Source organism: Rhodococcus sp. JVH1, from assembly GCF_000280725.2.
GTDB classification, from domain to species: Bacteria; Actinomycetota; Actinomycetes; order Mycobacteriales; family Mycobacteriaceae; genus Rhodococcus_F; species Rhodococcus_F jostii_A.
Map to the genome: position 1 here is coordinate 4,638,581 of NZ_CP166289.1, position 16,103 is coordinate 4,654,683.

At 67.7% G+C, this 16,103-nt stretch carries 12 protein-coding genes and 1 pseudogene; 7 read left to right on the top strand and 6 right to left on the bottom strand.

Annotated elements, in window-relative coordinates; all coding sequences use genetic code 11:
• The first annotated feature begins 131 nt into the window (after positions 1 to 131).
• On the top strand, positions 132 to 758 hold the full coding sequence (locus JVH1_RS21460) for a TetR/AcrR family transcriptional regulator (protein ID WP_009475822.1): 627 nt from the start codon (positions 132 to 134) through the stop codon (positions 756 to 758).
• A gap of 99 nt (positions 759 to 857) precedes the next feature.
• Here the strand turns inward: JVH1_RS21460 and JVH1_RS21465 are convergent, their stop codons facing one another.
• Positions 858 to 3,164, bottom strand: coding sequence for a serine/threonine-protein kinase (locus JVH1_RS21465; protein ID WP_009475821.1), 2,307 nt, complete (start codon positions 3,162 to 3,164; stop codon positions 858 to 860).
• Between the two features lie 270 nt (positions 3,165 to 3,434).
• Here JVH1_RS21465 and JVH1_RS21470 point away from each other — a divergent pair, with 270 nt between their 5' ends.
• Entirely contained in the window at positions 3,435 to 3,767 is a 333-nt protein-coding gene (locus tag JVH1_RS21470) for a helix-turn-helix transcriptional regulator (protein WP_009475820.1), read from the top strand.
• A pseudogene (locus JVH1_RS21475) lies at positions 3,764 to 4,251 on the top strand (SRPBCC family protein). The gene JVH1_RS21470 and the pseudogene JVH1_RS21475 overlap by 4 nt, the downstream one beginning before the upstream one ends.
• Here JVH1_RS21475 and JVH1_RS21480 read toward each other — a convergent pair.
• From JVH1_RS21480 to JVH1_RS21495, 4 genes are all read right to left on the bottom strand, one after another.
• Positions 4,252 to 5,421 carry an NADH:flavin oxidoreductase gene (locus JVH1_RS21480; RefSeq protein WP_009475818.1) on the bottom strand — a complete coding sequence of 390 codons (1,170 nt, stop codon included), beginning with the start codon at positions 5,419 to 5,421 and terminating at the stop codon, positions 4,252 to 4,254.
• Positions 5,422 to 5,554: 133 nt separating this feature from the next.
• The gene (locus JVH1_RS21485; protein WP_009475817.1) at positions 5,555 to 6,994 is read right to left on the bottom strand and encodes an amino acid permease; all 1,440 of its coding nucleotides are present in this window, start codon (positions 6,992 to 6,994) and stop codon (positions 5,555 to 5,557) included.
• Positions 6,995 to 7,010: 16 nt separating this feature from the next.
• Positions 7,011 to 8,237, bottom strand: coding sequence for a Glu/Leu/Phe/Val dehydrogenase dimerization domain-containing protein (locus tag JVH1_RS21490; RefSeq protein ID WP_009475816.1), 1,227 nt, complete (start codon positions 8,235 to 8,237; stop codon positions 7,011 to 7,013).
• A gap of 207 nt (positions 8,238 to 8,444) precedes the next feature.
• A complete protein-coding gene (locus JVH1_RS21495; RefSeq protein ID WP_009475814.1) occupies positions 8,445 to 8,972 on the bottom strand; it encodes an Lrp/AsnC family transcriptional regulator in 528 nt (175 codons plus the stop codon).
• Between the two features lie 181 nt (positions 8,973 to 9,153).
• On the opposite strand from JVH1_RS21495, the gene hppD reads away from it, so the two are divergent.
• From hppD to JVH1_RS21515, 4 genes are all read left to right on the top strand, one after another.
• A complete protein-coding gene (hppD, locus tag JVH1_RS21500) occupies positions 9,154 to 10,359 on the top strand; it encodes a 4-hydroxyphenylpyruvate dioxygenase (protein ID WP_009475813.1) in 1,206 nt (401 codons plus the stop codon).
• A 91-nt stretch (positions 10,360 to 10,450) separates the two neighbouring features.
• On the top strand, positions 10,451 to 12,001 hold the full coding sequence (locus JVH1_RS21505) for an FAD-dependent oxidoreductase (RefSeq protein WP_043779535.1): 1,551 nt from the start codon (positions 10,451 to 10,453) through the stop codon (positions 11,999 to 12,001).
• Between the two features lie 14 nt (positions 12,002 to 12,015).
• Entirely contained in the window at positions 12,016 to 14,391 is a 2,376-nt protein-coding gene (locus tag JVH1_RS21510; RefSeq protein ID WP_009475811.1) for an FdhF/YdeP family oxidoreductase, read from the top strand.
• A 40-nt stretch (positions 14,392 to 14,431) separates the two neighbouring features.
• Positions 14,432 to 15,337, top strand: coding sequence for a DMT family transporter (locus JVH1_RS21515; protein WP_011595706.1), 906 nt, complete (start codon positions 14,432 to 14,434; stop codon positions 15,335 to 15,337).
• Here JVH1_RS21515 and JVH1_RS21520 read toward each other — a convergent pair.
• Positions 15,310 to 16,077 carry a hypothetical protein gene (locus JVH1_RS21520; RefSeq protein WP_009475809.1) on the bottom strand — a complete coding sequence of 256 codons (768 nt, stop codon included), beginning with the start codon at positions 16,075 to 16,077 and terminating at the stop codon, positions 15,310 to 15,312. The genes JVH1_RS21515 and JVH1_RS21520 overlap by 28 nt on opposite strands.
• Positions 16,078 to 16,103: the final 26 nt, after the last annotated feature.

Here is a 16,103-nt window from a genome sequence, read left to right on the forward strand (position 1 = left end):
TCGATTCGGTAGTCGAGAAGGGGGCGTCTTTGTGCCTCGGCCCCCGCTCGAGGGGCTGTGAGTTACAGTTCACCCCACCGAATCGGACGGGTACAAGTCGCATTGTGCGGCAGATCGGGAGGATTCAGCGAATGGGCACTGGCCAGCGGAAAGACCCCTCCCAGCAGCGGTCGCAGGAGACGGTCGCGCGCATCTTGTCGGCAACTGGTCAGGTTTTGCGGGCCAAGGGGTACACCGGCTGCAGCACGAACGCCATCGCCGAGGCCGCCGGGATCTCGAAGGGGTCGGTGTACCAGTACTTCGCGAACAAGGACGAGATCATCGAGGTCCTGATCGACAAGATCATGGAGGAAACCACCGCCACGTTCGGGACGCAGCTCGAGCAGGCCGTCGCGAAGGGCACGTTCCTGAAGGACGCGGCGCTGCAGTCCCAGCTCCTCGCCGTCCTGGACAGGTATCGCGACATCCTCGGTTCGCTGCTCAACGACGCCCCGCACCTGGCTCTCACCGCGCACCGTTCGGTCCGCATCGAGGAACGGTGCCGCGACCTGTTGCGTACGTATGTGACGTTGAATCCGTCGGCGATCGGTCCGGGTGTCGATCTCGACGCGCTGCTCCTGGTGCTCACCGTCAGCTACCGCGAGGTGAGCCTCGAATACCTCCGCCGCGACCTCCGCGACCGGCGAAACGAGCTGGCCACCGTCCTCTACGACATGACGATGGGGGGCCTCGCCGGGCGCGTGACACGCGGGGTGTAACGCGGAGGGGGCTTCGAGAGAAATACACAGTGAGCCCATGGCGCTGTCGGACCCCGACCCGGCAGCGTCAGGGGCCTTCTTTATCTGCGCCGGCCGCTCCTACCGCCGCCTGGTCGGCGACCCCGGCACCTCCAGCCACACGACCCTCTCGAGCGCACGCAGATCGCTCTCGATCCGCCGGAACAACTGGTACACGGCGATGAAGGCGAAGATTCCGCCCAGACACAGCGCGCGCACCGTCGCGTTCACGGCGTCGCCGGTGCTTCCGCCGACGAAGCTGAGCCCGGCGACCCCGATCAACGGGACGGCCGCGGCGACGGCGAGGTACCGCGGCATGCTCCGGCCGAGGGCCCGGATGTTGCGTCCGTCGTTTCCGCGCAACTCGCCGTGCGACAGCAGGATCGGGCAGAGGCACCGCACCGCGTAGAACGTGAGGATGAAGAACGGGTAGGCGAGCGCGACCGCCCCGCACACGGCCAGGGACGCGAGGAGTTGCGTGTATGCGCGCAACGGAATCCCGCCGGCGGTGATCTCCAGGGCGACCGGGTAGGCGACGCCGGCGACGACCCACAGCCCGAAGCTGACCACGACCGCGCGATGGCCGAGCCCGAGCGTCGTGGCGCGCGCCTTCTCCAGCACCTCGGAACTGTAGGTTCTGCCGTTGCGGAGACCGCGCGGCACCGTGAGCGCGAGTCGACACCAGTAGACGATGAGCACTGCGCCCAGCGGGAACGCGATCCCGCCGATCACCAGGTGCACGAATTCGAGATCCTGCTGCGCCTCGACGGGCAGCGTGGCGATGATCAGCACCTTGTTGTAGTAGTAGTTGTATCCGGCTGCCAGCAGGTTCGGGATGCCGACGGCGGCGATCACAATGGGAAGCGCCCACCGCCACATCGTGGACCGCACGCTTCCCGGCGCGGGGTCGACGAGATCGCGGGCGTGCGGGTCGAGGCACAGCGCGAACTGCCGCGTCAGCTTCCGGCCACTCGACCACCGATTGTCCCGGTCGGGTGCGAGCGACTTCACCAGGATGCGCCGCAGCGCGGCGGGACAGTCTTCGGGGAGCGCGGATCGTTCCGGGTCCACTCCTCGGCGTCGCGACTCGAGAAGGACGCGAGGCGACGGCGGTGACGTGGTCCCGTCGTCGTCCGGGAACGGCCGCGCCCCGGTCAGCAGTTCCCACAGCATCACGCCCAACGCGAAGATGTCGCTGCGGGTGTCGAGGTCGGCGGCGGTCCGGTGGATGCTCGGGTCGATCACCTCGAGTTGTTCGGGTGACATGTAGGCGACGGAGCCGCCGATGAATCCTCCGGCGCCGCGATTCTCGACGCTGTCGCTCGAACTGACGTTGAAGTCGGCCAGCTTGGGGATGCCTTCTAGCCCCAGCAACACGTTCGCCGGTTTGATGTCTCGGTGCAGGACGCCGTGCTCCTCGGCGTAGTCGAGCGCGTCGGCCAAGCGCAGCCCGATCCACGCGACCGTCTCCGGCCACGACAGTGCGGCGATCTCGTCCCGCACACTCGAGTACTCGGGCCGGATCTCGCCTCTCTCCGCGAGGACGCGGTCCACCGAATCGAGCAGCAGCTGTCCGGACCGCTGCTCCGGCGGGGTCTTGCGGACCAGCCGCACCACGTCGAGGAGCGTGCCGCCGGGCACGTACTCCATGAACAGCACCCGCAGCCGGCGGTCCTCCAGCACCCGCTGGTCGTAGACGCGGACGATGTACGGGTGGTCGAGCTGCGCGAGTGTCTGCGGTTCGTTGCCGATGTTCCGGGAGATCTTCAGCGCCACCCAACGCTGCATCGAACGCTGCCGGGCGAGGAACACCCGCGCGAACGCGCCGTGACCCAGTTCCATCATCAGGTCGAAGTCGTCGAGGCGTTCACCGACGTCGAGGTCGTCGCCCGGGCCGAGTTCCGCAGTGATGGTGCGCCGGTCCATGCGGCGGTCGTGTTCGAGGAGGGTCTCGAACCGGGCCGCCTGCTGCGGGTATTCGGTGACGTACTCGGCGGGATCGACGTCGGCGCCGCTTTGACGGCGGACCCGGTACTCCAGGTAGACGAGTTCCGGTGGCAGAGGTTCGGCGAGCAGCTCCGGGAATTCGAGGCAGTAGTCGGCGATGCGCTTCGGGTGGCCCGACCGCAGCCACCGGTATTCGAGGTCCACCTTGATCAGCTCGATCAACGCGGCCCGCCTGATCGCGGTCGTGTCGGGGAGATACTCGGTGAGCTCGGCCGGCGAACCGGACGACTCCCAATCCGCGACGAGGCGCTCGACACCGCTCTCCACGACGAACACCGATTCGGCGCCCGACGTCGTCGACGGCGGCAGCTGGGTGTCCTGACCCAGTTCGGTGGGCGGCCCAGACGCGACCGTCGAATCACTCGGCGGGCGATCGTTCATGGCGGTCCGATTCCGGGCGGTGCGGATTCCGGGAGGTGCATGGGGGCGTGTACTTGCCAGGGTATTCCTGACGGTGCGTGAAGGGTACGGAACAGCGGGGCGGCCGTCACACGTTCCCGGCGGGTCCAGAACCAGTGCCAGGTCGACGCGAACGATCTGCGTGATCCGATTCTCGCGTGGACGTGCGCCCACGAGACGTCACCGCTGCGGCAGGTGGTGGTCCGTACGGCATCGTTGACGGAACCCCCCACGCGTGCAACACTGAACTCGATGGTTCAGTATTCGGCTCTCGACGCCACGTTCGCCGCACTGGCAGACCCCACGCGACGTGGGATCCTCCGTCGGCTCGGCGAGGGCGCCTGCTCGATCAGTGACCTGGCCGAACTCTTCGAGATGACCCTCACCGGCGTCAAGAAACACGTGCGACTGCTCGAGGAGGCGGGGATGGTCGTGACCGAGAAGCGTGGCCGGGTGCGGTACTGCATGCTGGGGACCAATTCCCTCGAGCGGGAGGTGGCCTGGATCCGCGACTACCAGCTGTCGCTCGACGGGCGCCTGGACCGTCTGGACGAATTCCTCAATCGAACGGAAGGCACGTCATGAGCACCTCGCAGACTCCCACGACCGCGACCGTCTCGACTCCGACGGACCGGGAGATCCACGTCGAACGCACCTTCAACGCTCCCCGCGACCGCGTGTGGGCTGCGTTCACGAGACCGGAACTCCTCGCCCAGTGGTGGGGCCGCGGAAACGAACTCGACGTCGAACGATGGGAATTCGAGCGTGGCGGGCACTGGCGCTTCGTCGAACATTCGGACGGCGAAACCCACGGCTTCGAGGGCAGATTCCGGGAGATCACCCCGGAAGAGCGCCTGGTGTACACGTTCGAGTGGGACGGCATGCCCGGCCACGTCATCGTCGAGAACAACACCTACACCGACTCGGGGACGGGCGCACCAAGCTGTCCGTCGTCAGCCAGTTCCACACCCCCGAGGAGCGCGACGGCATGCTGCAGTCCGGCATGGAAGGCGGCATGAACGAGAGCTACGCGGCGCTGGATGCGGTTCTGGCGCAGACGAGCTGGTGATCACTCGACGAGCACGCAGCGCGCTCCGCTGAAGATGGTGGGCATGCATTTGTTGCAGTGGATGCACAACGACTGGGTGTGGGGCTCGGACCGGATGCGGTTCACCAGGTCCGGTTCGCGCAGCAGCGCCCGGGCCATGGCGACGAATTCGAAGCCCTCGGCCATGGCGGTGTCCATGCCTGCACGGTCGGTGACTCCGCCGAGCAGGACGAGCGGCAGCGTCACCGCCGCGCGGATCTGGCGTGCGTGCTCGAGCATGAACAGGTCGCGGTAGGGGTAGGCGTGGATCATGGACTTCCCGGCCAACTGGACGCCGAGCCGGACCGGCTGCGGCATGGCGGCCGCGAACTCCCGCACCGGCGCGTCGCCCTTGAACAGGTACATCGGGTTGAGAAGTGAACTGCCCATGGTGAGTTCGAGGGCGTCGACACTGCCGTCCTGCTCCAGCAGTCCGGCCACCTGGATGGCCTCGTCGAGCCAGAACCCACCGGGGACGCCGTCGTCCATGTTCAGCTTGGCGAGGATCGCGACCCGGCCGCCGACGGCGTCGCGCACGGTCCGGGCGACGTCCCGCACCACCCGGGCCCGGTTCTCGAGTGATCCGCCGTAGATATCGGCGCGACGGTTCAGCTTCGGGCTGAGAAACGAACTGGCGAAGTAGTTGTGGCCGAAGTGGATCTCGACGGCGTCGAATCCGGACTCGACGGCGATCCGTGCCGCGGTTCCGTGGGCGGCGGTGATCCGGGTGATGTCGGCGGTGGTGGCCCTGCGGATCATCCGCATGCTGAGCGGGTTGAACGACCGCGACGGTGCGAGCGCGGGCAGTCCGGTGGACTTCTCGTTCGCGACGGGTCCGGCGTGCCCGAGTTGGGCGGATGCGGCCGCGCCCTCCGCGTGGATGGCGTCGGTGAGCCTGCGCAGTCCGGGGACGGCGTCCGGCCGCATCCACAACTGCCCGCGCTCGGTGCGACCCTCCGGCGCCACGGCGCAATAGGCCACCGTCGACATCCCGACCCCACCCGCCGCGGGCCGGCGGTGGAACTCGATCAGTTCGTCGGTGACCAGCGCGTCGGGAGTGCGGCCCTCGAACGTGGCCGACTTGATGACGCGATTGCGTAACGTGATGGGGCCCAGCGTGGCTGGAGCGAAAACGTCTGGATGTGTGGTCATTCCCGGCCCTTCGTTCTGTGCGGTCGACGGTAGGCCGCGGGAACGTTCGGCGAGCGGAATGTGTCCCGCTGAGCGGGAGACTGTCGCGGTCTCACGGATGACCCCTCGACATCCGTGAGACCGCGGTGTCGTCTCAGCCGACGGTCTCGGGCGTCTTCTCCGGCGTGGAGTCGGCGGCCGCACCGCGTTGCCTGCGTCCGAGCACCCAGCACGCCAGTGTGATCGCACACGTGAACGTGAGCGTTGCGAACAGCTGGTTGCGTGCCGCGTCGTCGAACAACGCCAGCACCGCGACCGCGGCCAGCAGCGCGAGGGCGACATACGACAGATACGGGAAGCCCCACATCTTCAGCGGCATATCCGTCCGGCCCGACCTCTCGGCGCGCCGCCGCAACACGATCTGCGAGACGGTGACGAACGTCCACAGCACCAGGATCGTCGAACCGACCGCGTTGAGCAGCAGCGGGAGAACACGATCCGGGGCCAGATAGTTGAGGACGACGGTGACGAACCCGAACGTCACCGACGCCAGCACCGCCACGCGCGGAACGCCGTTGCCCGACACCCGGCCGAACACCTTCGCCGCCGCCCCACGCTCGGACAGCGAGTAGATCATCCGGGAACCACTGAACAGCATGGCGTTCAGCGACGACAGCAGTGCGATGACCACGACGACAGTCATGACGGCACCGGCGCCGGGAACGTGCGCGGCGTTCAGGACCGCGACGAACGGTCCCGTCGCGAGTTCGTCGGCGGTCCACGGCAGCACCGTCACCATGATCAGGACGGAGCCGACGTAGAACACCAGGATCCGCCACACGATGGACCGCACCGCCCGGCTCACGTTGCGCCGCGGGTCCGACGTCTCGGCGGCGGCGATGGCCATCACCTCGGTGCCGCCGAACGCGAAGACCACGATCAGCAGGCCGGCCGCGATGCCGGTGACACCGTTGGGGGCGAACCCGCCGTGGCCGGTGAGGTTCGACAGGCCCGGCGCGTCGAAGCTGGGAATCCAGCCGAGGATCATCGCGGAACCGACCGCCAGGAACGCGACGATCGCGACGATCTTCAGTGCGGCGAACCAGAATTCGAACTCACCGAAGCGGGAGACGCCCGCCAGGTTCACGGCGGTCAGCACGCTCATGTACGCCAGGGCCGCCACCCATTGCGGCACTGCGGGTATGGAGGCGGCGGTGATCGCCGCCGCCGCGGTCGCTTCCGCGGCCACCACGATGACGACCTGCACCCAGTACAGCCAGCCGATCGTCCGGCCGGCGATCGGGCCCATCGCGTTCTCGGCGTGGACGGAGAACGCGCCGCTGTCGGGGTCGGCGGCCACCATTTCGCCCATCATCCGCATCACGAGAACGACGAGGAATCCGGCGATGAGGAAGGAGACGAGCACGGCGGGCCCGGCGACGGCGATGCCGGCACCGGAGCCGACGAACAGTCCGGCGCCGATCGCGCCGCCCAGACTCATCATCACCAGCTGGCGTGGTTTCATCGCCTGCTGAAGACCCTTGGTGACAACGGTTCCGGTGGTGGAAGCCGGTGGGTCGTGAACTGTGTTCATGGGGGCTCCCGTGCCGTCAGACGAGCTGATCGAGTGCGATCTCGAATGCGGTACCGGCGATTCCGGTCGGCTGCGACGAACGCGCGAAGCACCGCTCGAGCGCCGTCGCGACGGTGGCGGAGACGTCGCCGAAGATCGCCTCGTCCGACACCTCGATGTCGCCCTCCATCAGCAGCGCGAACGCCCGGGCCATGCCGCAGTTGGCGATGAAGTCGGGGACGACGGCGACGCTCTTGTCGGCGTACTCGTAGGTGGGGCCGTAGAAGATCTCGTCGTCCGCGAACGGCACGTTGGCGCCGCTCGCCACCACCTCGAGGCCGCCCGCGATCAGCCGGTCCACCTGGTCGCGTGTCACGAGACGTGATGCGGCGCAGGGGAGGAAGATCTCGGCGCCGGAACTCCAGATCGTCTCGTTGATCTCCTCGAACGGCACCATGCCCGCTGCGCGCAGTTCGTTGCCTTCCTTGGCCAGGAACAGTGCGCGGATCTGCTCGAAGTCGTAGCCGTCGGTGTTCGTCAGCCCACCGTTGCGGTCGAGGATTCCGACGATCCGGGCACCCGACTGCGCCAGGTAGTACGCGGCGGCGGCGCCGACGTTGCCCCAGCCCTGCATGATCACCCGCTTGCCGGCCAGTTCGCCGCCGTAGACCCGGTAGTAGTGCCGCACCGATTCGGCGACACCCCAGCCGGTGATCAGATCCGACACCGTGTACTTCGCCTGCGGATCGGGAGTGAACCGCGCATCCTCGACGACCTTCGCGACACCCAGACGCAGCTGTCCCACCCGCTGCACCCGCTCACGGTCGCTGGCCGCGAAGTGTCCGTTGACAACGCCTTCCTGCGGGTGCCACAGGCCGTAGCTCTCGGTGATCGGCACGACCTCGGCCATCTCGTCGACGTTCAGGTCGCCGCCGGTGCCGTAGTACGCCTTGAGGAGCGGGGTCACGGCCTTGAACCAGCGCCGCAGCACCTCGTCCTTGCGCGGGTCGGTCGGATCGAAATCGATGCCCGACTTAGCGCCGCCGATGGCCGGACCGGAGACGGTGAACTTGACCTCCATGGTCTTCGCGAGCGATTCCACCTCGCGCCGATCGAGACCGCGACGCATCCGGGTTCCGCCGCCGGCAGCGCCGCCACGCAGCGAGTTGATCACCGTCCATCCGCGTGCGGAGGTCTCCGTGTCGTGCCACTCGAAGACGATCTCGGGGGCCTTCTCTTCGAATCGGGTGAGCAGATTCTTCATGGCTTCTCTCGGTTTCTCGACTGCCGGGGCTCGGGGCGACCCGGCCGTGTTCCCGGCCGGTGCCCGCGCTGTTACGGCGATCACTGTGTCGGCCGCCACTCGTGCGCCGCAACCGGCCGGGCAGCACATAGCCACGATGAACATCACCGAGAAAGAAGTTCCAGGATTTTCTATTCAGTTTGTGCAGCAGAACAGATGATCGCGTTGCTAATCCGGTTCCGTGGGGGCTGTGCGATAGGCCGGGGCCTTCGCCGAGCGCGGCCGGTCGAGGGTCCGCAGGAGGGGCATCGACCGGTACGGGACGATCACCGACAGCACCATCACGCTGGTGGACCGGGCGACGACACTCGACTTGTTCAGATCGATCAGCGTCTGCTGCAGCCCCAGGTGGGAGCCGGCCGCGATGCGGCACAGGATGTCGCCGGAACCGGTGGTCGCGAAGGCCTCGAGCACGCCGGGAATCGACTCCAGCTCCGACGTCACGGAGTCGAGTGCGCCCTGCGCCGTCTCCAGCGTGACGAACGCCTGCACGTCGAACCCCGCGGCCGCGATGTCGAGTCGCGGCTCGTACCCGGCGATCACGCCCGACTCCTCGAGTTTGCGCACCCGCGCCTGAACGGTGGCCCGCGCGACCTTGATCCGGCGCGACAGCTCCAGCACGCCGGCCTTCGGGTCGTCGTGCATGGCGTCGAGAAGGGCGAAGTCGAGCTCGTCCAACTGCACTGCGTCCTTCATGGCCAGACCTTTCCGAACGGATTCAACTAGTCCGACTGTATAAGAAAACTGGTACCGGAGCCGCCGAAGGTGGCACTTCGGCTAGCTTCTGCTGGCTCGGTTGCCTATGTGAACGGTGTGGGTTTTCGTAGTGACCCAGGCAACAGGCCACGCCCCCGTCCCTCGAACCAGGAAGACAGCGATGACGATCGAGCAGACTCTCACCGACAAGGAACGCCTCGCAGGTCTCGACCTCGGCCAGCTCGAGCAGCTGGTCGGGCTCGTCGAGTACGACGGCACCCGCGACCCGTTCCCGGTCAGCGGCTGGGACGCCGTCGTCTGGGTGGTCGGCAACGCCACCCAGACCGCCCACTACTTCCAGTCCGCGTTCGGGATGACCCTCGTCGCCTACTCCGGACCCACCACCGGCAACCGCGACCACCACAGCTTCGTCCTCGAATCCGGGGCCGTCCGCTTCGTCATCAAGGGCGCCGTCGACCCGGCCAGCCCGCTGATCGAGCACCACCGCACCCACGGCGACGGCGTCGTCGACATCGCCCTCGCCGTCCCCGACGTCGACAAGTGCATCGCCCACGCCCGCGCCCAGGGCGCCACCGTCCTCGACGAACCCCACGACGTGTCCGACGACCACGGCACCGTCCGCCTCGCCGCGATCGCCACCTACGGCGACACCCGCCACACCCTCGTCGACCGCAGCCACTACACCGGCCCCTACCTGCCCGGCTACACCGCCCGCACCTCCGGCCACACCAAACGGGACGGGGCACCCAAGCGCCTGTTCCAGGCCCTCGACCACGTCGTCGGCAACGTCGAACTCGGCAAGATGGACCACTGGGTCGACTTCTACAACCGGGTCATGGGCTTTACGAACATGGCCGAGTTCGTCGGCGAGGACATCGCCACCGACTACTCCGCCCTGATGAGCAAGGTCGTCTCCAACGGCAACCACCGGGTCAAGTTCCCCCTCAACGAACCCGCCCTCGCCAAGAAGCGGTCGCAGATCGACGAATACCTCGACTTCTACCAGGGCCCCGGCGCCCAGCACCTGGCCCTGGCCACCAATGACATCCTCACCGCCGTCGACCAGCTCACCGCCGAGGGCGTCGAGTTCCTGGCCACCCCCGACTCCTACTACGAGGACCCCGAACTGCGGGCCCGGATCGGCAACGTCCGCGCCCCCATCGCCGAACTGCAGAAACGCGGCATCCTCGTCGACCGCGACGAAGACGGCTACCTGCTGCAGATCTTCACCAAACCCCTCGTCGACCGGCCCACCGTGTTCTTCGAACTCATCGAACGCCACGGCTCCCTCGGCTTCGGCATCGGCAACTTCAAAGCCCTCTTCGAAGCCATCGAACGCGAACAGGCCGCCCGCGGAAACTTCTGAGCGAGAGGATTACTGCGCGCGGGGGTCCTTCGTCGACGATTGTGCAGCGACTTTCCCGCCGGATCGGTGCCGTCGCGAATACGATGACGCCATGAGCCCTACCGAGGCAGTGGTGGCCGGTGCCGGTCCGACCGGGCTCACGCTCGCGCTGGAACTCGCGCGACGTGGCGTCGAGGTGCGGATCCTCGACAGGTCGCCCGAGCCGTTCGCGGGTTCGCGGGGAAAAGGATTGACCGCGCGCAGCCAGGAAGTGATGGACGATCTCGGTGTCGTCGACGAAATCCGCGAGGCCGGGTTCCGGCACCTGCCCAGCCGGGTCGCGGTGCGCGGCCAGGTAGTGCGCGACAGCGACCCGTACGCGGACCTGAGTCCCACGCCCGATCGGCCCTACGACGGCGGTCTGATGATCCCGCAGTGGCGGACGGAGCAGATCCTGCGAGAAAGGCTGGCGGAGTTCGGGATCGACGTGGAACGTGGTGTCGAGGTGGTCGGGTTCGAGCAGACCACCGACAAGGTGACCGTCCGACTCGCCGGCGGCGGGACCGTCATTGCGCGCTACCTCGTCGGCTGCGACGGCGGGCGCAGCACGGTGCGCAAGGCGCTGGGGGTGTCGTTCGAGGGGACGGGCGGCATCGAGGGCATGCTCCTCGGCGACGTGTCCGTCGACGGCCTGGTCCCCGATCGCTGGTATCAGTGGACGCACCCCGAGCAGGGGTTCGTCGCGTTGTGCCCGTTCCGTGGAATCAACTCCTGGCAGTTCCAGGGCGTGCCGTTCGCGGACTTCGACGAGGAGGGCAACCTGCCCGAACCGTCGCTCGAGTACTTCCAGCGCGTTCTCGACGACATAGCCTGCGGCCCGGGCGTGCGATTGTCCGAACCGACGTGGCTGTCCACCTGGCATGTGAACGTGCGGATGGTGGACTGCTTCCGTGACGGTCGGGTGTTCCTGGCCGGGGACGCGGCCCACGTTCATCCGCCTGCCGGTGGGCTCGGGATGAACACGGGAATCCAGGACGCCTACAACCTCGGGTGGAAGCTCGCTCTCGTCCTGGCCGGCTCCGCGGACCCGTCGCTGCTCGATACGTACCAGGAGGAACGGTTGCCGCTCGCGCGCTGGACGCTCGGGGTGAGCAGCGCGGGGCTGCAGAAGGTGGCCTCGAACCTCGGACGCGAGGACTCCGAGGGGTTCGCGGGCGCGGTGACCGAAGACGGTCAGCAACTCGGTCTGGGCTACCCGTGGAGTTCACTGTCTCGGGACGGGGACGCGACGACGGGTCTGCGCGCGGGAGACCGGGCACCCGACGCGCCGTGTCTGAGCCCGGACGGCACGCCGCTGCGACTGTTCGACGTCTTCCGGGGGACGCACTTCACTGTTCTCGGGTTCGGCGGCGGCTCCCGGCACATCCTGCAGACCCTGGCCGAGGACGCGCCCGACGACGTGAAGTACATGGTGGTGGGCGATTCCCGCGGTCCCGGCGTGGACGTCGTCGACGACCGCGGTTTGGCGCGCAGCGCATACGGGGCACACGGTGGCACGCTGGTGGTGGTGCGCCCCGACGGTTACGTCGCGCTCACCGCCGCGGCCACCGCGGCCGACGACGTCATCGACTATCTCGGTCGGCTGGTGGGGAGGTCGTCCTGACGAAAGGCTGAACGATGCGACACAAGGACGAGGAACGGGACTACGACGAGGCCGATCTCGAGGTCGGGCCCCCGAAGGACCACGCGGCCGGCCCGACCGCAGTCGCGGTGTCGATGAAGCGCGCGCTCGAGCACATGGGCGTGGTCCGTACGGCCGAGACGTTGCTGCAACTGAACCAGGCCGAGGGGTTCGATTGCATGAGCTGCGCGTGGCCCGATCCGGAGCCGGGCCACCGCCACGCCGCGGAGTTCTGCGAGAACGGAGCCAAGGCGGTGGCGGAAGAAGCCACCCGCGACCGTGCGACACCCGAATTCTTCGCCCGCCACAGTATCGCCGAACTCGACTGCCACAGCGAGCACTGGCTGGGGCAGCGGGGCCGGATCACGCATCCGATGGTGAAGCGGCCCGGCGGAACGCACTACGAACCCATCGAATGGGACGAGGCATTCGCCCTGATCGGGAATCAGCTCAACGCCCTGGACGGTCCGGACGAGGCGATCTTCTACACGTCTGGCCGGGCGTCCAACGAGGCGGCGTTCGCGTACCAGCTGTTCGTCCGCGCGTTCGGCACGAACAATCTGCCCGACTGTTCGAACATGTGTCACGAATCGACCAGTATCGCGCTGCAGGAGTCGATCGGCATCGGCAAGGCCAGCGTCACGATGGACGACGTCTATCAAGCGAAACTCATTGTGCTGCAGGGCCAGAACCCGGGGACCAACCATCCGCGGATGTTGTCGGCGCTGGAGAAGGCCAAGCAGAACGGCGCGAAGATCCTGTCGATCAACCCGCTCCGCGAGGCGGGCCTGGTCAACTTCAAGAATCCGCAGACGCCCCGCGGCATGGTGGGCCCAGGCACCGACCTGTCCGACATGCACCTGCCCATCGCACTGAACGGCGACCTGGCCCTGCTCCAGGCGTTCGGCTCACTGCTCGTCGAATGGGATGCCCTCGATCAGGAGTTCATCGACCAGCACACGATCGGATTCGAGCTGTGGAAACAGCACGTCACCGACATCGACTGGGACGTCGTCACCCGCACGACCGGGCTGTCGCGGGAGCAGATCACCGACGCGGCCCGGCTCCTGTGGGATTCCGACGCCACTGTGTTCTGCTGGGCGATGGGACTCACCCAGCACCACAACTCGGTGGCGATCATCAAGGAAGTCACCAATATCGCTCTCGCCCAGGGAAACATCGGCAAACCCGGTGCCGGGCTACTGCCGGTGCGCGGGCACTCGAACGTGCAGGGCGACCGCACGATGGGGATCTGGGAGCGTCCGCCGCGACACTTCCTGGACGCGCTCGCCAAGGAGTTCGACTTCGATCCGCCCCGCGAGAACGGGTACGACACCGTCGATTCCATCCGGGCAATGCGTGACGGCAAGGCGCACTTCTTCCTCGGGCTGGGCGGCAACTTCGTCCAGGCCGCCCCGGACACCGACGTCACCGCCGCCGCACTGCGCAAGACCCGGATGACGGTCCACATCTCGACGAAGATCAACCGCTCGCATCTCGTGTGCGGTGACACCGCCCTGATCCTGCCGACGAAAGGCCGCACCGAGCAGGACGTCCAGGCCGGCGGGCCGCAATTCATTTCGGTCGAGGACTCGACGTGTTCGGTCCACGCATCCCGGGGTCCGCTGAAACCGGCTAGTCCGCACCTCGATTCGGAGGTGGGGATCGTCACCCGCATCGCGGAGGCCACGATCGGCGACCGCTACGGTCTCGAGTGGAAGAAGATGCGGGACGACTACGCGAACATCCGCCTGCACATCTCGCGGGTGGTGCCCGGCTGTGAGGGGTACGAGGTGAACGTCCGCCGGCCGGGCGGGTTCGTCCTGCCGCACCCGCCGCGCGATTCCCGGACGTTCCCCACCCACTCGGGGCGCGCCGAATTCGCGGTGTCCCCGATCGAGGTGCTGCAGGTGCCCCCGCGGCACGTGATCCTGCAGACGATCCGCAGCCACGACCAGTTCAACACCACGATCTACGGGCTCAGCGACCGCTACCGCGGAATCGAGGGCGGCCGTCGCGTGATCTTCCTGCACCGCGACGACATCGCCGCCCTCGGATTCGACGACGGCGACATGGTCGACCTCTTCACCCACTGGGCAGACGACGACCGGGTCCGCTGCGCCCACGATTTCCGGATCGTCGAATACGACACGCCCCGGGGTTCGGCCGCCGCCTACTACCCGGAGACCAACCCGCTCGTCCCACTCGATTCCACGGCGGTCGGCAGCAACTGTCCCACGTCGAAGTCCGTCATCGTCTCCGTGGAACACGCCGGCAAATACAGCGCCGAATACCCACCGGAGGCGAGCCAGGACCAGGTCGGATCGGACCGATTCCACAAGGCGACCCCCCAGCCGAAGCACCTCTCCTGACGTGAGTGCCATCGAACTGGGCATTCTGCACTTACAGTAAATGACTGTGACCGACTCCGTGCTCGCCGTGGTGTTCGCAGTGGGTGCCGCGCTGTGCATCGCCGTCGGGACGGTGGTCCGTCACCGGAGTGCGGCTCAGATCCCGGACGAGAACGTCGGGGTACTCGGGCCGATCACGACGCTGGTGCGTCAACCGGTGTGGTGGGTGGGCACCGTCGTCGGGATCGGCGGATATGCGCTGCAGGCGGCCGCCCTGGGTCTGGGGTCGTTGCTGCTGGTGCAGCCGCTCCTCGTGCTGTCGCTGCTGTTCGCGTTGCCGCTGGGTGCCCGGTTCTCCGGGCGCACGGTCACCCGCGCCGACTGGCTGTGGGCGTCCGCCCTCACCGCGGCGATCGCGGTCCTGGTCGTGGTCGGCGACCCGCGGCCGGGCGTCGAGCGCGCCGAGACCCGGCACTGGATCGTGATCTGCCTGATCGGGCTGCCCTTCGTCCTCGCGTGCCTGCTGGGTGCGCGGTCGGGTAGCCGGTCGCGGCGCGCGCTGCTGCTGGGGTTGGCGGGCGGCGCGTTGTTCGGGGTGGCAGCGGTACTGACGAAGGGCGTGGTGCACCTCGCCGGTGAGGGGCCGAGGCCGCTGTTCAGCTCGCTCGAGTTGTACGCGCTCGTCGTGGTGGGAGCCGCCGCGGTCGCGCTGCAGCAGTCGGCCTTTCAGGTCGGAGCGCTGCAGGCCTCGCTGCCCGCGACCACGGTGATGGAACCACTCGTGGCGTCGCTGCTCGGTTTCGTGGTGCTCGGCGAATACCTCGACGCCGACCGGAAGGTGACCGCCGTCCTCGTCGTCGCCCTGATCGCGGTCGTCATGGCCGCGGTGGCGCTGGCGCGCGGCGCCGCCGTCGTGGAGGACGCGGGCACGGATCCGGCTCAGCCCCTGTCCCGATCGCGCAGATAGGCCGCCAACGGTTCGTGGCGTTGTATGCGTGACACGGCGATTCGACGCGCCACCACCCACATCAGCGCGGAGATGACGACGGCGAGGACGACGCACAGTGCGAAGTCCGCGGTGCCGATACGGGTGTGCACATCGGCCGGGCGCACGAGGCGCCACAGCACGACCGGGACGACGGCGATCGCGACGGAGAACGCCGGGAACACCCCGTACGGCACCACCAGCAGGATCAGCCACCGGACGACGACGGTGCGCCACCGGTCGCGTTGCTCCCACCGCCACCGCAGCGACCGCTGGTGGTAGGGGAAGAACACCCCGACGAGACTCGACCCGGCGAGTGCACCGAACGGACACAGCGCCACCGCGACCACCACCACCGCGGTGAACAGCCAATCCTGCTCGACGAAACCCACGGCGACCGCGATGGTCGCGCAGATCGGCGCGATCAGCATCCACAGCGCCACCGCCTTCGCAGCGAGCAACGCACCCAGCGCGTCCCCGTCGTCGAGTGCGGCAAGAACCCGCTCACGGTCCGGTGCCAGCACGTTGGTGGCGGTGACGTCGGCATACATCCAGCCGGCGAGGGCCAGAGCGAAACCCGACGGTCCGGTCCACTCGAACAACCAGTTCCGGGGCAGCAGGAACCAGGCCCCGATCATCAGGACGGCGTTGAACGCAACGGTCGCCAGGGTGTCTGCCGGGTTGCGCCAGATTCTGATCCACTCCGCGCGAAGAGCGGCCATGCCGTTCAGCGTAAAGCGCCGGGCGG

Coding starts and splice junctions, on each gene's coding strand:
- JVH1_RS21460 (WP_009475822.1), top strand. CDS start 132: ATGGGCACTGGCCAGCGGAAAGACCCCTCCCAGCAGCGGTCGCAGGAG.
- JVH1_RS21465 (WP_009475821.1), bottom strand. CDS start 3,164: ATGAACGATCGCCCGCCGAGTGATTCGACGGTCGCGTCTGGGCCGCCC.
- JVH1_RS21470 (WP_009475820.1), top strand. CDS start 3,435: ATGGTTCAGTATTCGGCTCTCGACGCCACGTTCGCCGCACTGGCAGAC.
- JVH1_RS21480 (WP_009475818.1), bottom strand. CDS start 5,421: ATGACCACACATCCAGACGTTTTCGCTCCAGCCACGCTGGGCCCCATC.
- JVH1_RS21485 (WP_009475817.1), bottom strand. CDS start 6,994: ATGAACACAGTTCACGACCCACCGGCTTCCACCACCGGAACCGTTGTC.
- JVH1_RS21490 (WP_009475816.1), bottom strand. CDS start 8,237: ATGAAGAATCTGCTCACCCGATTCGAAGAGAAGGCCCCCGAGATCGTC.
- JVH1_RS21495 (WP_009475814.1), bottom strand. CDS start 8,972: ATGAAGGACGCAGTGCAGTTGGACGAGCTCGACTTCGCCCTTCTCGAC.
- hppD (WP_009475813.1), top strand. CDS start 9,154: ATGACGATCGAGCAGACTCTCACCGACAAGGAACGCCTCGCAGGTCTC.
- JVH1_RS21505 (WP_043779535.1), top strand. CDS start 10,451: ATGAGCCCTACCGAGGCAGTGGTGGCCGGTGCCGGTCCGACCGGGCTC.
- JVH1_RS21510 (WP_009475811.1), top strand. CDS start 12,016: ATGCGACACAAGGACGAGGAACGGGACTACGACGAGGCCGATCTCGAG.
- JVH1_RS21515 (WP_011595706.1), top strand. CDS start 14,432: ATGACTGTGACCGACTCCGTGCTCGCCGTGGTGTTCGCAGTGGGTGCC.
- JVH1_RS21520 (WP_009475809.1), bottom strand. CDS start 16,077: ATGGCCGCTCTTCGCGCGGAGTGGATCAGAATCTGGCGCAACCCGGCA.